The organism is Sphingomonas sabuli (genome assembly GCF_014352855.1).
Taxonomy (GTDB): Bacteria; Pseudomonadota; Alphaproteobacteria; order Sphingomonadales; family Sphingomonadaceae; genus Sphingomicrobium; species Sphingomicrobium sabuli.
Window position 1 is genome coordinate 1,111,054 of the sequence record NZ_CP060697.1, and the last position, 15,629, is coordinate 1,126,682.

Consider the following 15,629-nt stretch of genomic DNA (forward strand, 5'->3'; position numbering starts at 1 on the left):
CTCTTTTCGGGCGCTGGGGACGTAAGTCAAGGCGCGGTTCCGGATGCCGGCACGGTGAAAAGGCCCTGCGCGACGCGGTCAGAACGTCCTTGCAATGCCCGGATCGATGTGGCGTTAACACGCTCAAATACATTGGCGTAGGAAGCTGGCCCCGTGGACGTCCGAACCCAGACGCAACCCCCTCCCCATCCCTATACCGGGCTCGATTCCCGGCAATTCTGGCGCACGGCGGTCGAACGCGTGCCGCGGTCGCAAATTGCCCAGCTCGCGTCGCCCAAGAACAAGATCGGGCCCAACGACGTGGTCGGGACAGCCGGTAGCTGCTTTGCCCAGCATATCGCGCGCAATCTCAAGGCGCGCGGCTTTCCGTTTCTCGATGTCGAGCCGGCCCCGGAGCTTCTTCGCGCCGATCGCCATGGCGCGTTCGGGTTCGGCATGTTTTCGGCCCGCTACGGCAACATCTACACTGCCGCGCAACTGCGCCAGCTGGTCGAGCGGGCGTTCGACCGGTTCAAGCCGACCGAAGCGGCATGGCGCCGCGACGACCGCTATTTCGACCCCTTCCGGCCGAATATCGAACCCAACGGTTTCGCGAGCGAGGAGGAGATGCTCGATCAGCAGGCCGCGCATCTGCAAAAGGTGCGCCGACTGATCAACAAGATCGACGTGTTCGTCTTCACGCTTGGCCTGACGGAAGGCTGGCGGGCGAAGGCGGACGGGTCGGTGTTCCCGATCGCGCCTGGCGTGCAGGGCATCGGCCATTACGATCCGGACAAGTACGACTTCGTCAATTTCGACTATAATGCCGTCCGCCGCGACCTGGCGTGGACGTTCGACTTCATGCGGCAAAAGCGGCCGGGCCTGCGTTTCCTGCTGACCGTTTCGCCGGTGCCGTTGGCCGCAACCTACGATCAACAGCACGTGATTACCGCGACCACCTATTCCAAGGCCGTGCTTCGGGCGGTGGCCGGCGATCTCAGCTCCACGCTGGACCATGTCGATTATTTCCCGTCCTACGAACTGATCACCGCGCCGGTCTTCGAAGGGCGCGCTTACGAGGAAAACTGGCGCGACGTGCGGCCGGAAGCGGTGTCCCGGGTGATGGAGCATTTCTTCGGATCGTTCGTCAGCGGCATGCCCAAGCGCAGGCCCGACGCGGTCCAGACGCAGACCCAGGACGATGTCGTCTGCGAAGAAGCGGTGCTGGCCAGCTATGCCGAGTAACGACCCCTTCTACATTCTTGGCGATTCCCACGTCACCGCCTTCCTGATGGGCGTGCGCAAGGCGGACGGGAAGCAGTTGTTGCGCGGCGGCGGCTGGGGCAACGGCAAGCGCTTCTTCGACCAGTTTTTCGAGATCGAAGATAACGGGCGCATCGAAATCTTTGCCGACCGCACCCACTACCGCAAATGGGTGCAGCAGGCCGGACGCGACCTCAACGATTGCCAGGGCCGGGTCATCGTTTCGATGGGAACGTCGGCGACCAGCCTGTTCAATTCCCCCATGTGGCAGATCTTCGGACCCGGCCGGACGCCGATCAGCCAGGACCTGTTCGACACCATTCTCGACGACATGCTGGTCCACGTTCTGGATTTCTATCGGGCGCTCAAGGAACGGGGCCTGATCGCGGCCGCTTACATGGCGCCGCCGCCGCAACGAACCCACCCGGCCTTCAGGCGCCTGGGCGAGAAGTTCGTGTGGGACCTGATCCGCCAGTACCAGGCGCCGGTTCTGGCTCTGCTCAAGGAAGAAAATATACCGCTGATCGAGCTGCCGGTCGCTGACGCGGACGGCTATTTGCTGCCCAAATATGCCGGTCCGGATGAAGCGCATGCCAATCCGTGGATTGGCGAGCATGCGGTGAAGGCGCTGCGTGAACTGGCGGAGGAACTGGCCGTCCCGGCCTAATTCATCGCCGCGATCATCTGCTCCTTGGTGTCGAAGCCTTCGCCGAGCAGCTGCTTGTATTCGAAATAGACGTGCGTGAAATCGTCATGTTCTTCGATTGCGCCGTGGCGGAACAGCAGGAAGCGGTCGCAATTGCCCTTCAGGTAGCGGTGGCTGTGCGACACGATCAGCATCGCCTTGTCGCGGCGCTTTTCGAATAGCTCGACCCGGCACCTTTCGCGAAAGCGGGCGTCGCCGACAGCCAGCACTTCGTCGATCAGGTAGCAGTCGAAGTCGATCGTCATCGAAATGGCGAAGGCCAGGCGGGCCCGCATGCCCGACGAATATTTGGCCACCGGCTCGTCGATGTAGAGGCCGAGCTCTGAAAATTCCTTCACAAACTGGAACCGCGGCGCGAAATCGACGCCGTAGATGCGACAGATGAAGCGCACGTTGTCGGCGCCGGTAAGCGCACCCTGGAAACCGCCGGAAAAGGCCAGCGGCCACGACACCGACATGTTGCGTTCGATGGTGCCGGTGGTCGGCGGCTCGGCGCCGCTGATCAGGCGGATGAGCGTCGACTTGCCCGCGCCGTTCTGACCCAAGATGCCTACCCGCTCACCCGGATTGATCGTCAGGTTGACGTTGTCCAGGATCCGGCGCGGACCGGCCTTGGTCATGTAGTCTTTGCAGACGTTGTTGAGGCGGATCATTCGTCGCTCGAATCAAAAGCGACCTGCCGGACCAGGCTGAAACCGACGATCGACAGGCCAACGTTGAACAGGATCAGATAGTTGAGGTCGTAGTAAGCGGTGAAGGTCGAACCGAACCAAGCGTCGCGCATATATTCCACGGCGTTGAGCATCGGCACCCACAACATGGCGTTGCGAACGTGCTCCGGAAAGATCTGGAGCAGGTAAAAAGCGCCGGAATTGACCATCAGGATGTAGGACAGCGGCGACCATAGCCGGCCGACCACCTCCCATTTTTCCGACAGTCCGCCGAGGGTGAAGCCAAGCCCGATGGCAAACCAGGCCAGCAGCATCCACCCGAAGAGAAACTGGATGACGTCCTCGGGCGGCTCGAGAAGTCCAAAAGCCCACAGCGCGAGCGCCAGCCCCGCGACTGCGGTCGTGATCGCCGCCACCTCGAGGATCATGCGCGCCGTGAAGATGTCGACGATCGTCACCTGGCGGTGGAACAGCAACGCCCGGTTAGCCTTGACCGCGCCGATCCCGCGGCTGGCACAATTGCGCCAAAGCAAGAGCGAGGCATAGCCGGTCAGCGCGAAGGCGAAGATCGGCACGCTGTGGCCCATCGTCGTGCGCACGAAGCCACGAATGATCGTGACAATGATAATGAACAGCGCCGGTTCGACGAACAGCCACAGGAAACCGATGTTGTTGCGACCGTAGCGGGTGATCAGTTCACGGATCAGCAGCGCGCCGATCACCCGGCGATAGATTTCCCAGGATGAATGTCGAACGAGCGCCCCTGGTTCGGCGGGCGACCCGCTATTGGGCATGTTCTCTGATGCCTGCGAGAAGCATCCGCAGGATCCCGTAGGCGAGCAGGCTGAGGATCAGCGTGGCGATGATCCCGCGCAGGCGCTCCGGCTCCGTCGGGGCATCGGGCAGGTTCGGCTGCACGATCCTTTCGACATAGACCTGCTGCTTGCGCGCTTCGCTTTGCGCTTCCTCGAGCGAGGCGAGCGCCCCGGCCAGCTGCTTGGCGGCAAAATCGCTTTCCAGGGTCAGCCGCTCATACTGCACGGCGGCGGCAGCGAGCGATCGGCGATTGCCGGCGACCATCCCCAGTTCGCGGTTGATTTCGCCCTGGATGGTGCCGATGTTCGACTGGATGATCGGAATGCGCGGATTGTCCGGCGTATAGCGTTGCAGCTGCGCAAGGTCGGTCTTGGCCGCGATCAGGCTGTCCTGCAGCTTCGACACCATCTGCATCTGCACGTCGGCCTGCTTTTCCGGGTCGACGATGCCCGACTTGTTGCGATAGGCGGCCAGCGCGACGGCGGCCTGCGACGCCTGCGCCTTCGCCTGCGCCACTTCCTGCTGGGCGTAGCGGACAAGGTCGCCGCGGCCGCGCTGGTTGAGCCGGTTGACCGTATCTTCCGACAGTTGCAGCAGTTGCTGGTTGAACTTGTAGGCGTCGTTGGGGTCGTAGGCGCGGACGGTCAGTGTGGAAATGGACGTCGCGCTATTGTTGGCAAGCGCCACCCTGCTCTGGAAATAATCGTACAGATCCTCGAACGAATCGCCCAACCCGAGCGGGTTGAAGCGATCGACGATCGAAATCCCCGGCCGGGTATAAGCCATTTCGAAGGCGTCGTTGCGGTTGATGGCACGCAATGCATCGCGCGACGTAGCGTAGGATTCCGCCGCATTGCCTTCGTCGCTGGCGGTGCTGAAGCCGGCCGACTGCATGATCGCGCCGAACCCGCTGGCCGGCGGCTTTTCCGGGCTGCGAACGACAAACCGTGATTCGGACACGTACACGTCCGATGCAATGAAGCCGAAGTAGAGGATCGACGCGAGGACCGGGATCACGACCACGAGCAGGAACAGGATGTTCGGCCGCGCAAAGGTGCGCACGCGGAACCGCCGCCTGCGAACCATCGGTTCTTCGTCGTTACCGTCCGATGAAATGGGTAATACTTGCATAAGCTTGATTTGCCCGTGCCCTGGCTGGAATGCCGGCGATCGGCCCTAAGCTAACCTATTGAACTGTGATTGAACACGAAAAGCGTCACGCCCTTGCCCTGTCGCCGCCGCGATTGCAATCCGCACCCGGCGTTTGGGAGTTGAGAGCAACCGACAAGCCCTTTAAAGGGCAAGACAAATCCCGATCGGAGAAATCATGTACGAATCGCAGGCCAATCGTCGCCGCGTAAGCCGCTCCTGGTGCAAGGCTGCCTTTGCGGGCCTCGCGCTTGCCGCCCTTGCCGGTTGCTCGTCGCTGGGTGCCAACGGCCCGGCCACGAAGACCATCACCAGGGCCAACGCGCAGGCGATCGACAATTCGCAGATCCAGATCATCGAGGTCACCGACACCGTCGCCCGGCGGGTGCTTGCCGCCCACCGCACCAGCCTGTTTTCCCAGGCGTTCGGCGATGCGCCGCTGGCGGGTACCGTCATCGGTCCCGGCGACGTGCTTGAAGTGACGATCTGGGAAGCACCGCCCGCCGTCTTGTTCGGTGCGACGTCCAGCCTGTCGTCGGGCAGCACGTCGACCGTCCTCACCGCGCCCGGCATGTCGCAGAGCAACGCCATTCCCTCGATGATGGTGCGCGACGACGGCACCATCCAGGTGCCTTTCGCCGGCGCCATCGATGTCGTTGGCCGAAGCCCACGACAGGTCGAAAACGCGATCCGTTCGCGGCTGTCCCGCAAGGCGCACGATCCGCAGGTCGCCGTCCGTATCGCCTCCAATTCTAGTTCGACTGTGACCGTCGTTGGCGAAGTGAACCAAAGCACCCGCGTATCGCTCACCCCGAAGGGCGAGCGCCTGCTCGACGTCATTGCCAGCGCTGGCGGCGTGAAGCAGCCGGTCGACAAGACCACCATCCAGGTGTCGCGCGGCGGCGAGGTGGCGGTGTTGCCGCTGGCAGCGGTGATTTCCGATCCGTCGCAGAACATTCGCCTGGCGCCGAGCGACGTGGTCACCGCGCTGTATCAGCCGTTCAGCTTCATCGCCCTTGGCCAGACCGGCCAGAGCGCGGAAATTCCGTTTGAAAGCACCGGCCTGACTCTGGCCCAGGCGTTGGGCCGCGTCGGCGGGCTCAAGGACGACCGCGCCGACGTCCGCGGCGCCTTCATCTTCCGTCTGGAAGATCCGGCGGCACTGGACCCGGCGATGGCCGCGACCGCGCGCCGCACGCCCGATGGCCGCGTGCCGGTGATCTATCGCGTCGACATGTCGAACCCGGCGACCTTCTTCGTCGCGCAAAGCTTCCCGATCCAGGATGACGACGTGCTCTATGTCTCGCGCGCGCCGTTGGCCGATCTGCAGCGGTTCGTCAGCATCGTCGCCTCGATGGCTTTCCCGGTGCTCAACGTCGGTCGCCAGATCAACTGACCCGATCCCGCCCCGGCCGCTTCCCCGGCTGGAGTTTGATCGAGCCAGCCCATAGACGCGCCCCGATGACCGAAGCTGCCCGCCGCGAGTATCTGCTCGACGTTTCCCGACTGCTGTGGCGGTTGTGGAGCGGCCGGCTGCCCACCGGTATCGACCGCGTCTGCCTGGAGTACGTGCGCAACTTTGGCGGCCGGTCGCTCGCGTTGGTGCAGAGGCGCGGCCGAACCTACGTCCTGTCGGCTGCGGACTCCGACCGCCTCTTCACGCTGATCGAACGCGGTACGGCCGGCTTTCGAACCGGGCTGGTGCTATTGGCCATGCGCGGGTTCGCGCGGTTGCGCTCGGCACCACCGCGGCCGGGCATGATCCTGCTCAACGCCGGGCACACCGGGCTGGACGACAGCGCGCTGGTCGAGTGGATCGAACGCCATAACGCGCGCGCCATCTATCTCATTCACGACCTTATTCCGCTTACCCACCCGGAATTCTGCCGGCCGGGCGAAGCCGACAAGCACGAACGGCGGATGGCCAACGCCCTGCGCAGCGCGGCCGGGATCGTCGCCAATTCGCAAGCGACGCTGGACGACCTTGCCGCCTTTGCCGCCGCCCGCGGCCTTGCCATGCCGCCGACGACGGTGGCGTGGATCAGCGGGCCGGACATTCCCGCCGATGTCGTACCGCGCCGGCAACCCCGGCCCTATTTCGTCACCCTCGGGACGATCGAGGGCCGCAAGAACCACCTGCTCCTGCTCGACGTGTGGCAGCGGCTGGGATCGGACGCGCCCGAACTGGTGATTATCGGCCAGCGCGGCTGGCGGGCCGAAGCCGTTACCAAGCGGCTCGATGCGCCGGACACGCTTGGCGGGAACGTGCGCGAACTGGGGCGGTGCGACGACGCCGCGCTAGCCAGCTGGCTGGCAGGTGCCCGCGCCTTGCTCATGCCGTCCTTCGCGGAAGGGTTCGGCCTGCCGGTGATCGAGGCGCTCGAACTGGGCACGCCGGTGATTGCCAGCGACCTACCCGTCTATCGGGAGATTGTCGGCGCGATACCGACCTATCTGGACCCCGCCGATCATTCCGCATGGGAAAGCGCCGTGCGCGACTTCACCGGCGCCTCGCCGGAGCGGGAGCGGCAGCTGGAGGCCATGCGCGGATACCGCCCGCCCGACTGGCAATCGCACTTTGAACGGGTCGAACGCTGGCTTGGGCAAATCTAGCCGCGCCTTGAATCCACGTCCCATTCGGCTAAGCGACGCCCGCGCAGACTTTTGGAAGATTGATGGAATTCAAAACCTTCGAAATCGACGGCCCGCTTGAGATTCGCCCGCGCAAGATCGAGGATGAGCGCGGCTATTTCTCGGAGATCTTCCGCCTCGCGGATTTTGCCGAGCGCACCGGCCCCGTCGAGTTCGTTCAGGACAATCAGTCGCTGAGTGTGAAGACCGGGACCATTCGCGGCATTCACTTTCAGTCGCACCCCAAGCCGCAGGGCAAGCTTGTCCGCTGCCTCGCCGGCAGCCTGCTCGACGTCGCGGTCGACCTGCGCACCGGGTCGCCCACCTTCGGTCGGTGGGTTTCGGCGAAGCTCACGCCGGAAGAAAACAACCAGCTGTGGGTGCCGGTCGGCTTCGGCCACGCCTTCTGCAGTCTCGAGCCCGACACGGTCATCGGTTACCGCTGCACCGGCTATTACAGCCCGGAGAACGACAAGGGCGTGGCATGGGACGATCCCGACATCGCCATCGCCTGGCCCGACGTCGCTGACGCCGGCACCCTGTCGGCCAAGGATCGGCAGCAGCCCTCGCTGGCCGACCTGCCCGAATATTTCACGATGGAAGACCAGTGATGCGCGTTCTCGTTACCGGCGGCGCCGGCTTCATCGGCTCGGCGCTGGTTCGCCACCTCGTGCTCGACAAGGGCTATGAGGTGCTCAACGTCGATGCGCTGACCTACGCCGGTTACCTGCCGTCGCTGCGCGATGTCGAAGGCAAGGCCAATTACCGCTTCTTGGAAGCCAACATCTGCGACCGCGACGCGATGGAACGGGCGTTTGCCGAGTTCCGGCCGCAGCGGGTGATGCACCTGGCCGCCGAAAGCCATGTCGACCGGTCGATCACCGGCGCTGCGGATTTCGTCCAGACCAACGTCATCGGCACCTTTACCCTGCTGGAAGTGGCGCGAGCTTTCTGGGCCGCGCTCGACGACGAGGACAAGGCGGCGTTCCGCTTTCTTCATGTGTCCACCGACGAGGTTTACGGATCGCTTGGCGACGACGGGCTGTTCACCGAGGAAACGCCCTACGACCCGAGCTCGCCTTATTCCGCGTCCAAGGCTTCGTCCGACCACCTCGCCAAGGCGTGGCACCGGACGTACGGCTTTCCGGTCGTCGTCTCCAATTGCTCCAACAATTACGGGCCGTACCACTTCCCCGAGAAGCTCATTCCACTGACAATCCTGAATGCGCTCGCGGGCGAAAAATTGCCGGTTTACGGCAAGGGCGAGAACGTCCGCGACTGGCTCTACGTCGAGGATCACGCCCGCGCGCTCGACCTGATCGCCGAGAAGGGACGGACCGGCGAAACCTACAATGTCGGCGGGCGCAACGAGCGTAAGAACATCGATGTCGTGCGCCGCATCTGCGAGGTGCTCGACCGGCTGGCTCCGTCCAACCGCCCGCGCGAGGAGTTGATCGAGTTCGTCACCGACCGGCCGGGCCACGATGCCCGCTACGCGATCGACGCGTCGAAGCTGGAGGACGAGCTCGGCTGGCGCGCGCGGGAGAATTTCGACACCGGCATCGAAAAGACGGTGCAATGGTATCTCGATAACGAATGGTGGTGGCAGCCGCTGCGCGAACGCTACGCCGGCCAGCGGCTCGGCCTACTGAAGTCCGCCAACGGCTAATGCGGATCGTCGTCACCGGGCGCGAAGGACAGGTCGTTCGTTCGCTCGCCGAACGTGGCGACGATATCGTCCCGCTCGGCCGGCCCGACCTGGACCTTGTCGCCGAACCCGACGTCATCGTTGCCGCGATTGAGGCGGTCCGGCCGGACGTCATCGTGAATGCCGCCGCTTACACCGCCGTCGACAAGGCGGAGAGCGAACGGGACCTGGCCTTCGCGATCAACGAGCGCGGTGCGGGAGCGGTCGCGCGGGCCGCCAATCGCCTCGGCGTACCGCTTATCCATCTGTCCACCGATTATGTGTTCAGCGGCGACAAGCCCGAGCCGTATGTCGAAAGCGACCCGACCGGCCCTACCGGTGTCTACGGCGCGTCCAAACTGGCTGGCGAGCGCGCCGTGCTGGACGCGCACGACAATGCGGCCGTCCTGCGAACGGCATGGGTCTACAGCCCGTTTGGCGGCAATTTCGTGAAGACGATGCTGCGGCTGGCCCGGGAGCGCGACGAGCTCGGCATTGTCGCCGACCAGCGCGGCAATCCCACCTCCGCGCTCGACATCGCCGACGGCGTGCTTGCCGTCGCCGCTAACCTTGCCCGGTCGGACGATCCGGCCCTGCGCGGCACGTTCCACATGACCGCCGGCGGCGAAGCGACCTGGGCTGAGTTCGCGGAAGAGATATTCGCGCAATCCGCGCGGTCCGGCGGCCCGTCCGCCACCGTCAATCGCATCGCCACCGCCGATTATCCGACGCCGGCCCGGCGCCCGGCCAACTCCCGGCTGGACTGCAGCCGGTTGCGCGAGATGCACGGCGTTGCGCTGCCCGACTGGCGCCAATCGACCGCGGCTGTAGTATCCCGCCTGCTCGAACCCGAACCCGCAATCCAAGGACGTTAAGTGAAGGGCATCATCCTCGCCGGCGGCAGCGGCACGCGCCTGTTCCCGATGACTTTGGCAGTCTCGAAGCAGCTGATGCCGGTCTATGACAAGCCGCTGATCTACTATCCCCTGACCACGCTGATGCTGGCCGGCATTCGTGAAGTGCTGGTCATCACCACGCCCCATGACAGCGCCGGCTTCCGGCACCTGCTCGGTGACGGGTCGCAATGGGGCATGGACATCCAATATGCGGTCCAGCCGGAGCCGAAGGGCTTGGCCCAGGCCTTCACCATCGGCGCGGATTTCGTCGCCGGCGGCCCGTCCAGCCTTGTGCTTGGCGACAACATCTTCTTCGGCCATGGTCTGGCCGAATTGCTGGAAAGCGCGACCCGGCGAACGTCGGGCGCGACCGTATTCGCATATCACGTCAGCGATCCCGAACGATACGGCGTGGTCGATTTCGACGACAACATGCGCGCGCTGAGCATCGAGGAGAAGCCGGCCAGTCCGAAGTCCAACTGGGCCGTCACGGGGCTCTATTTCTACGACGAACAGGTGGTCGACATTGCCGCCAATATCCAGCCGTCGGCGCGCGGCGAGTTCGAAATTACCGACGTCAACCGCGCCTATCTCGAGCGCGGCCAGCTCAAGGTCGAAGTGATGGGCCGCGGCTACGCCTGGCTCGACACCGGCACGCCGGACAGCCTGCTCGAAGCCGCCGAGTTCGTCGGCACGCTTGAGCGGCGGCAGGGAATGAAGGTCGCCTGCCCCGAAGAAATCGCCTGGCGCGGCGGCTTCATCGACGACGACGGGCTGATCCGCGCGTCGGAACGGCTCGGCAAGAGCGATTACGCCCGTTACCTGCAGAACCTCCCCGACGCCGGCTGATTGACCGGCCGCGGCGGCGGCTGCAGACTCCTGCCGGCCGGCAACAGGGAACCGAGCCATCGCCAAGCCTGCCGCCTCCTTGCAACCGTTCTTCCGCGCGCCGCCCTTTCCCGGTGCGAAGGCCCCGGCGCTCGCGCGGCCGGGGCACGGCGAGCGGCTCGACGACGCCACTCTCGACCGGCTGATGGCGCGCACCGCCCAGCTCAAGGTGGGCGGCAGCTTCTGGGACGCGGACCGCGACCCGTGGCGGTCCGGCGCCGATGGGGAGACCGCAGAGGATCGATTGGCCGCGGCCATAGCGGCAGGCGACCGCGACGCCTTCCACAGGGCGGTGGTCGACCCTTTCGCTTACTTCCACCCCTTCACCGGGCAAGCCAGCAGCCTTGCGGCAACGATCGAGCTGTGCGGGTTCTGGCGTGCGCTGATCGTCAACAATCGCAGGATCACCGCTGCCGTCGGCTTCGCTCGCTGGAAGCGCCCGACCGTGGCGCCACTGTTGTGGAGCGGTCAGCCGGTCCGCTTCGCCCGACTGGCCGATGATCTGGGCTCCGACGGCCGGGTAGCGGTGTGGAAATCGCGCACGCCCAAGGCCGCGCTGGCGCGCCTGGAAGCCGCCGGCACGACGTTTCTGGAGGTGGAAGACGGCTTCATCCGTTCGGCCGGCCTGGGAGCCGACTGCGTCCCGCCCCTGTCGATCGTGGTCGACGAGACCGGCATCTATTTCGATCCGCGCCAGACAAGCGACCTCGAACGCATCTTGCAGGCGGGCGAGTTCGACGACGCCATCCTCGAGCGCGCGCGTCGACTGCGCGAGGTGATCGTTGCGAGCGGCATCAGCAAATATGCCACCGCCGCCCAGCCCGCCCAGCGGCGTCGTGGCCCTAAGCGGCAAATCCTGGTGCCCGGCCAGGTCGAGGACGACCGGTCCGTCCTGTCCGGCGGCGGCAATGTGCGAACGAACCTGGAGCTGCTGCGGCGGGTACGGGAGCGCGCCCCGGATGCCCATATCCTCTACAAACCCCACCCCGATGTCGAAGCCGGCCATCGCAAAGGCGCCATATCGGACGAGGTTGTTCTGACGCTTGCCGACGAGGTGGTGCGGGACCTGGCGGTCTCCGGTCTGTTGGCAGCGGTCGACGAGGTTCACGTCAACACCTCGCTCGCCGGTTTCGAGGCATTGCTAAGGGAAAAGCCGGTCACGACCTATGGCGTGCCCTTCTTCGCCGGCTGGGGTCTGACTACGGATCTTGGGCAGGTTCCGGAACGCCGGACGGCAAAACTGACGCTGGATGAACTGGTTGCGGGCGCCCTGTTGCTCTACCCGCGCTACCTCGACCCGACGACGGGGCTACCCTGCCCCCCCGAAATACTGATACACAGGCTGTCCGAAGGCGGGAACGCCTCGGGCAATGGCGCGCTTGTGACGCTACGGCGTTTACAGGGGCAATTGAAGCGAGTGGCGTTGGCATTGCGGGCATGAAAACAGGCGCGAAACGAACATTCCTGTTCCTGCAGGGGCCCCCTGGGCCGCTGTTCCGCCGCCTTGGCGCGGCGATGACCGTGCGTGGTGTGACCGTGCACCGGATCAACATCTGCGGTGGCGACGTGCGCGACTGGCGCGATCCCAGCGCGACCTTCCGTGGCCGATTTTCGGAATGGCCGGCCTTCGTCGACCGGTTCCTGTGCGAAAAGGATGTCACCGACCTCGTCGTGTTCGGCGATTGCCGCCCCTATCACGCCTCGGCACTCGGTCTCGCCGAGCTGCGCGGCGTACGGACGCACGTGCTTGAAGAAGGTTATTTGCGCCCCGACTGGATGACGCTGGAGCCGCAGGCGGTGAATGCGCGCTCCACCCTGCCGCGCGACAGCAAGTGGTTTCTCGAGGAGGCCAAGCGCCTACCGGCCGAACCCGACCTGCCGTCGATCACGGCCAGCTTCCGCCGCCGCGCCCGCGACAGCTATTTCCACTACCAGGCCGTTGTGGCCGGCCGCGTCTTTGGCGCCTTCCCGCATTACCGTTCGCACCGGCCGGGATCGATCCCGCTCGAAGGGCTGGGCTGGCTGTGGAAGTTTGCCACCGATAAGCTGCGGTTGAAAAAGACCGGCGAGGTTCTGGAGCGCATCAAGGGCGCGTCTTACTTCATGTTCCCGCTCCAGCTGTCGACCGACTACCAGATCCGCACGCATTCTCTGTTCCCGGACATGCAGAGCGCGGCGACCTATGTGATCGAAAGTTTCGCCGCCAATGCGCCATCGGACGTGCATCTGGTGCTCAAGACCCACCCGCTGGATTCCAGCTTCTTCGACTGGCACCTGTTCGTGCGCCGGATCAAGGCGAAGCTCGGATTGGAAGGCCGGGTCCACATCATCGACGGCGGCAATCTCGACCATCTTGCCCGCGACGCGCGGGGACTGGTGTGCGTGAACAGCACGTCGGCAACCGTCGCGCTTCAGCAGGGGACGGCGGTGTGCACGGTGGGCGAAGCGATTTACGACATGCCCGGACTGACCCATCAGGAGCATCTCGACAGCTTCTGGCGCAACCCGACGGCGCCCAAGCCCGGGGTTTACGAGGCGTTCCGCCGAGTCCTTGTCGATCGTTGCCTGGTGCGCGGCGGCCTGGCCAGCGAATCGGCGGTCGAAGCCCTGGTCATGTCCATCCTGCGTCGCCTGGACGTGCGCGAGCCCCAACCCGTCACGCAAACCAACGTTCAGCCGACGGCTAAGCCCGGCGTCACGATCCCGGCAAAGCAAGTTCCGAGCGGACGCCCGCGTCGGCTATCGGTCCTGCACCGTTCGCGGAAAAATCCCCGCCGACGACACGGGTAGCGCCCGCCGTCTGCCGGATACGCAGCCCATGGCCGCGGTTTCCGTTGCTGCGGCAATCGACGATCGTCGCCCGCTGCGCGTCAATGGAAATCCCGTCCTCACCGCACCCCGTCACGCGGCAACGGGTCAGGGTCGCGTCGTCGCCGTCGAGGCCGCGCCCGCGCGTGACGATGAGAATGCCCTCGTCGCGGCAGCCGTTGACGCTGAGATTGGTCCCGCGGAAGCCGCTGTCCTGAACCATCACCCCGCGCATGCCCCCGGACACCGTGCCGTTGGAAAAACTGACCGAACGGGCCGCGACGTGGACGCCGATCCGCGCCCGGCCGCCCTGCCCCATGCGGACGTCGAAGCCGTCGACCTGCGAATTATGCGCGCCAAGACCGTTGATCTGGTTGACCTCGCCCTGCCGCATGCGGATGCCAGCCGCGTCCTCGGAGCCCGGCTCGCTGACGCGAATGTTCGTCAGACGCACCGGCCCTCGGCAATCGATCGCCGCCTGCGTGTCGCGCGACTGGTTAAGACCCCAGCGCCGGACGGTGACGTCGGTGATCGTAACCGCCGTGTCGTCGCTGTTCTTGTTCTTGATGTCGATCCCGTCCCCGCCGCAATCCTCGACCGTCACCGATTTGATCAGCACGTCGCGGTTGGTCCCGCCTTCGAGTCCGATGCCGTAGTGGAAGGCGTTGCGGATGATCAGATTGGTCAGGGTCAGGCCTGCTACGCCGCCCGAGCGAAAACCGTGTCCCGACGATGGCTGGCGCAGTCGATTACCGTCGAGCACCATGTCGCGCACGCCGCAGTTGCGTTCGCGCGTGGCGTTGACCAGATGTCCGCCGTCCCCGTCGCGAAGCTTGAGGACCGACCGGACGCCGGCGCCCTGCAGGGTAACGCCGCTTTTCAGCGTGATCGCCACCGCCGTCTCTCCGGTGCGGGACGCGATATAGGTGCCGGCAGGGAAATAGACCGTGCCGCCGCCGGCCTTCGCGGCCGCGTCGATGGCCGCCTGGATCGCCGGCCGATCGTCGCTGACGCCGTCGCCGCGCGCACCGTAATCGCGCACGCTGAGCGATCGGGGAGCAGTCCGCGGTGCCTGCGTGGCGCTGGATTGGCCAAGCAGCTTTAGGACCGGCGACTGGGCCACGGCAATCGAGGCCGCACCGGCGGCCGCGGATCCGATCAGGACAGAGCGGCGGGAGAGCTGAACCATGGCGGTAAGACGCGCGGAATGGGGTTACGATCCAAATCCAGGGTTGCCGCCCGTTCTCGACATAGCCGCCTCGCAACTTTAGAGCGGCGAGGACGGCGCCTTGCCCCGGCGTCCATGCATTTGCTGTCGGCAACCGGAGACTGTCTTGTCAGATAAGATCGACCTGTCCCCCTACGATTTCGTCGATTTCGGCTGCTCGGTCGGCGGTTCGATGACCTTTGCCCAGAAGGCCTTTCGTGGCGGACGGCCGATCGGCATCGATATCGACCCGAAAAAGGTCGAGCGGACGCGCGAGGCCGGTTTCGACGCGGTATTGGCCGACGCCACCGACCCGGATCAGTTCACTGGGCAGGTGCGCTTTGCGATCCTCTCGCACTTCCTCGAGCACCTTCCGGACTTCGACCTGGTGTCGAAGGCATTGCGGACGGCAATCCACATCTCGAGCGACTTCGTCTTTATCCGTCAGCCATGGTTCGACGACGACGGCCTGCTATTTCGCAATGGCCTGAAATATTATTGGTCGGACTGGCGTGGCCACCCGATGACGTTGACCACCCTGCAGATGTATCGCGCGCTGCGCCCGCACCTCGACAGCGGCAAGATCGCGCGGGCGACCATCTTCGGCAACACGCCGGTGCTGGACACGGACGACGATAGCGTCGTCCCGCTGTGGGTGCCGCTCGATACCGGCAAATACGATCCCGAAATCCATGGCCCGAAGCTGACCCCGCCGCTCGAGCTCGAAGGATATCGCGAGCTGGTGGTGGTGATCGCCAAGTCCGACCCCGACATCACCGGCACATTGTTGTCGAAATTTCCGCGAATCCGGATGATCAATGACGAATTCGCCCGGGAAACGCCGATCGAAACACCGGTCGGCGACGCCGTGGACGAGGCTGCCGAGGAAGCGCTGCTGAGCCTGTCCGACGACTGATCGCCGCGGCTT

At 64.9% G+C, this 15,629-nt stretch carries 15 protein-coding genes; 11 read left to right on the plus strand and 4 right to left on the minus strand.

Annotation, left to right across the window (positions count from 1 at the left end):
• The first annotated feature begins 153 nt into the window (after nt 1-153).
• Together H8M03_RS05625 and H8M03_RS05630 are read left to right on the plus strand one after the other, a co-directional pair.
• Nucleotides 154-1,224, plus strand: coding sequence for a GSCFA domain-containing protein (locus tag H8M03_RS05625; RefSeq protein ID WP_187480754.1), 1,071 nt, complete (start codon nt 154-156; stop codon nt 1,222-1,224).
• Nucleotides 1,214-1,909: a hypothetical protein gene (locus H8M03_RS05630; protein ID WP_187480755.1), complete on the plus strand. Its 696-nt coding sequence runs from the start codon at nt 1,214-1,216 to the stop codon at nt 1,907-1,909. The genes H8M03_RS05625 and H8M03_RS05630 overlap by 11 nt, the downstream gene beginning before the upstream one ends.
• Here H8M03_RS05630 and H8M03_RS05635 read toward each other — a convergent pair.
• The 3 genes from H8M03_RS05635 to H8M03_RS05645 are packed head-to-tail and all read right to left on the minus strand — an operon-like array spanning nt 1,906 to nt 4,521.
• Entirely contained in the window at nt 1,906-2,601 is a 696-nt protein-coding gene (locus tag H8M03_RS05635) for an ABC transporter ATP-binding protein (protein WP_187480756.1), read from the minus strand. The two genes, H8M03_RS05630 and H8M03_RS05635, sit on opposite strands and share 4 nt — an antisense overlap.
• Nucleotides 2,598-3,413 carry an ABC transporter permease gene (locus tag H8M03_RS05640; protein ID WP_187480757.1) on the minus strand — a complete coding sequence of 272 codons (816 nt, stop codon included), beginning with the start codon at nt 3,411-3,413 and terminating at the stop codon, nt 2,598-2,600. The genes H8M03_RS05635 and H8M03_RS05640 overlap by 4 nt, the downstream gene beginning before the upstream one ends.
• Complete coding sequence (locus H8M03_RS05645; RefSeq protein WP_187480758.1) at nt 3,403-4,521, minus strand: KpsE/RkpR family capsule polysaccharide export protein; 1,119 nt, start codon at nt 4,519-4,521, stop codon at nt 3,403-3,405. The genes H8M03_RS05640 and H8M03_RS05645 overlap by 11 nt, the downstream gene beginning before the upstream one ends.
• A gap of 241 nt (nt 4,522-4,762) precedes the next feature.
• On the opposite strand from H8M03_RS05645, the gene H8M03_RS05650 reads away from it, so the two are divergent.
• From H8M03_RS05650 to H8M03_RS05685, 8 genes are all read left to right on the plus strand, one after another.
• The gene (locus H8M03_RS05650; protein WP_187480759.1) at nt 4,763-5,980 is read left to right on the plus strand and encodes a polysaccharide biosynthesis/export family protein; all 1,218 of its coding nucleotides are present in this window, start codon (nt 4,763-4,765) and stop codon (nt 5,978-5,980) included.
• Nucleotides 5,981-6,045: 65 nt separating this feature from the next.
• Nucleotides 6,046-7,197 carry a glycosyltransferase family 4 protein gene (locus H8M03_RS05655; protein WP_187480760.1) on the plus strand — a complete coding sequence of 384 codons (1,152 nt, stop codon included), beginning with the start codon at nt 6,046-6,048 and terminating at the stop codon, nt 7,195-7,197.
• A 62-nt stretch (nt 7,198-7,259) separates the two neighbouring features.
• Nucleotides 7,260-7,826, plus strand: a complete 567-nt coding sequence (rfbC, locus tag H8M03_RS05660; protein WP_187480761.1) for a dTDP-4-dehydrorhamnose 3,5-epimerase — start codon at nt 7,260-7,262, stop codon at nt 7,824-7,826.
• Nucleotides 7,826-8,884 carry a dTDP-glucose 4,6-dehydratase gene (gene rfbB / locus H8M03_RS05665; RefSeq protein ID WP_187480762.1) on the plus strand — a complete coding sequence of 353 codons (1,059 nt, stop codon included), beginning with the start codon at nt 7,826-7,828 and terminating at the stop codon, nt 8,882-8,884. The genes rfbC and rfbB overlap by 1 nt, the downstream gene beginning before the upstream one ends.
• A complete protein-coding gene (rfbD, locus tag H8M03_RS05670; protein WP_187480763.1) occupies nt 8,884-9,777 on the plus strand; it encodes a dTDP-4-dehydrorhamnose reductase in 894 nt (297 codons plus the stop codon). The genes rfbB and rfbD overlap by 1 nt, the downstream gene beginning before the upstream one ends.
• Nucleotides 9,778-10,647 (plus strand): glucose-1-phosphate thymidylyltransferase RfbA, encoded by an 870-nt coding sequence (rfbA, locus tag H8M03_RS05675; RefSeq protein ID WP_187480764.1) that lies wholly within the window; start codon nt 9,778-9,780, stop codon nt 10,645-10,647.
• Nucleotides 10,648-10,726: 79 nt separating this feature from the next.
• On the plus strand, nt 10,727-12,127 hold the full coding sequence (locus tag H8M03_RS05680; RefSeq protein WP_187480765.1) for a capsular polysaccharide export protein, LipB/KpsS family: 1,401 nt from the start codon (nt 10,727-10,729) through the stop codon (nt 12,125-12,127).
• On the plus strand, nt 12,124-13,476 hold the full coding sequence (locus tag H8M03_RS05685) for a capsule biosynthesis protein (protein WP_187480766.1): 1,353 nt from the start codon (nt 12,124-12,126) through the stop codon (nt 13,474-13,476). Before H8M03_RS05680 ends, H8M03_RS05685 begins: the two co-directional genes overlap by 4 nt.
• Here the strand turns inward: H8M03_RS05685 and H8M03_RS05690 are convergent.
• Complete coding sequence (locus H8M03_RS05690) at nt 13,382-14,683, minus strand: right-handed parallel beta-helix repeat-containing protein (RefSeq protein ID WP_187480767.1); 1,302 nt, start codon at nt 14,681-14,683, stop codon at nt 13,382-13,384. The genes H8M03_RS05685 and H8M03_RS05690 overlap by 95 nt on opposite strands.
• 145 nt (nt 14,684-14,828) lie before the next feature.
• Between H8M03_RS05690 and H8M03_RS05695 the strand changes: the two genes are divergently transcribed.
• A complete protein-coding gene (locus H8M03_RS05695) occupies nt 14,829-15,617 on the plus strand; it encodes a methyltransferase domain-containing protein (RefSeq protein ID WP_187480768.1) in 789 nt (262 codons plus the stop codon).
• Nucleotides 15,618-15,629: the final 12 nt, after the last annotated feature.

Excerpts from the sequence above, each read along its gene's own strand:
- H8M03_RS05630 (WP_187480755.1), top strand. The coding sequence starts at position 1,214 with ATGCCGAGTAACGACCCCTTCTACATTCTTGGCGATTCCCACGTCACC.
- H8M03_RS05635 (WP_187480756.1), bottom strand. The coding sequence starts at position 2,601 with ATGATCCGCCTCAACAACGTCTGCAAAGACTACATGACCAAGGCCGGT.
- H8M03_RS05640 (WP_187480757.1), bottom strand. The coding sequence starts at position 3,413 with ATGCCCAATAGCGGGTCGCCCGCCGAACCAGGGGCGCTCGTTCGACAT.
- H8M03_RS05645 (WP_187480758.1), bottom strand. The coding sequence starts at position 4,521 with ATGGTTCGCAGGCGGCGGTTCCGCGTGCGCACCTTTGCGCGGCCGAAC.
- H8M03_RS05650 (WP_187480759.1), top strand. The coding sequence starts at position 4,763 with ATGTACGAATCGCAGGCCAATCGTCGCCGCGTAAGCCGCTCCTGGTGC.
- H8M03_RS05655 (WP_187480760.1), top strand. The coding sequence starts at position 6,046 with ATGACCGAAGCTGCCCGCCGCGAGTATCTGCTCGACGTTTCCCGACTG.
- rfbC (WP_187480761.1), top strand. The coding sequence starts at position 7,260 with ATGGAATTCAAAACCTTCGAAATCGACGGCCCGCTTGAGATTCGCCCG.
- rfbB (WP_187480762.1), top strand. The coding sequence starts at position 7,826 with ATGCGCGTTCTCGTTACCGGCGGCGCCGGCTTCATCGGCTCGGCGCTG.
- rfbD (WP_187480763.1), top strand. The coding sequence starts at position 8,884 with ATGCGGATCGTCGTCACCGGGCGCGAAGGACAGGTCGTTCGTTCGCTC.
- H8M03_RS05685 (WP_187480766.1), top strand. The coding sequence starts at position 12,124 with ATGAAAACAGGCGCGAAACGAACATTCCTGTTCCTGCAGGGGCCCCCT.
- H8M03_RS05690 (WP_187480767.1), bottom strand. The coding sequence starts at position 14,683 with ATGGTTCAGCTCTCCCGCCGCTCTGTCCTGATCGGATCCGCGGCCGCC.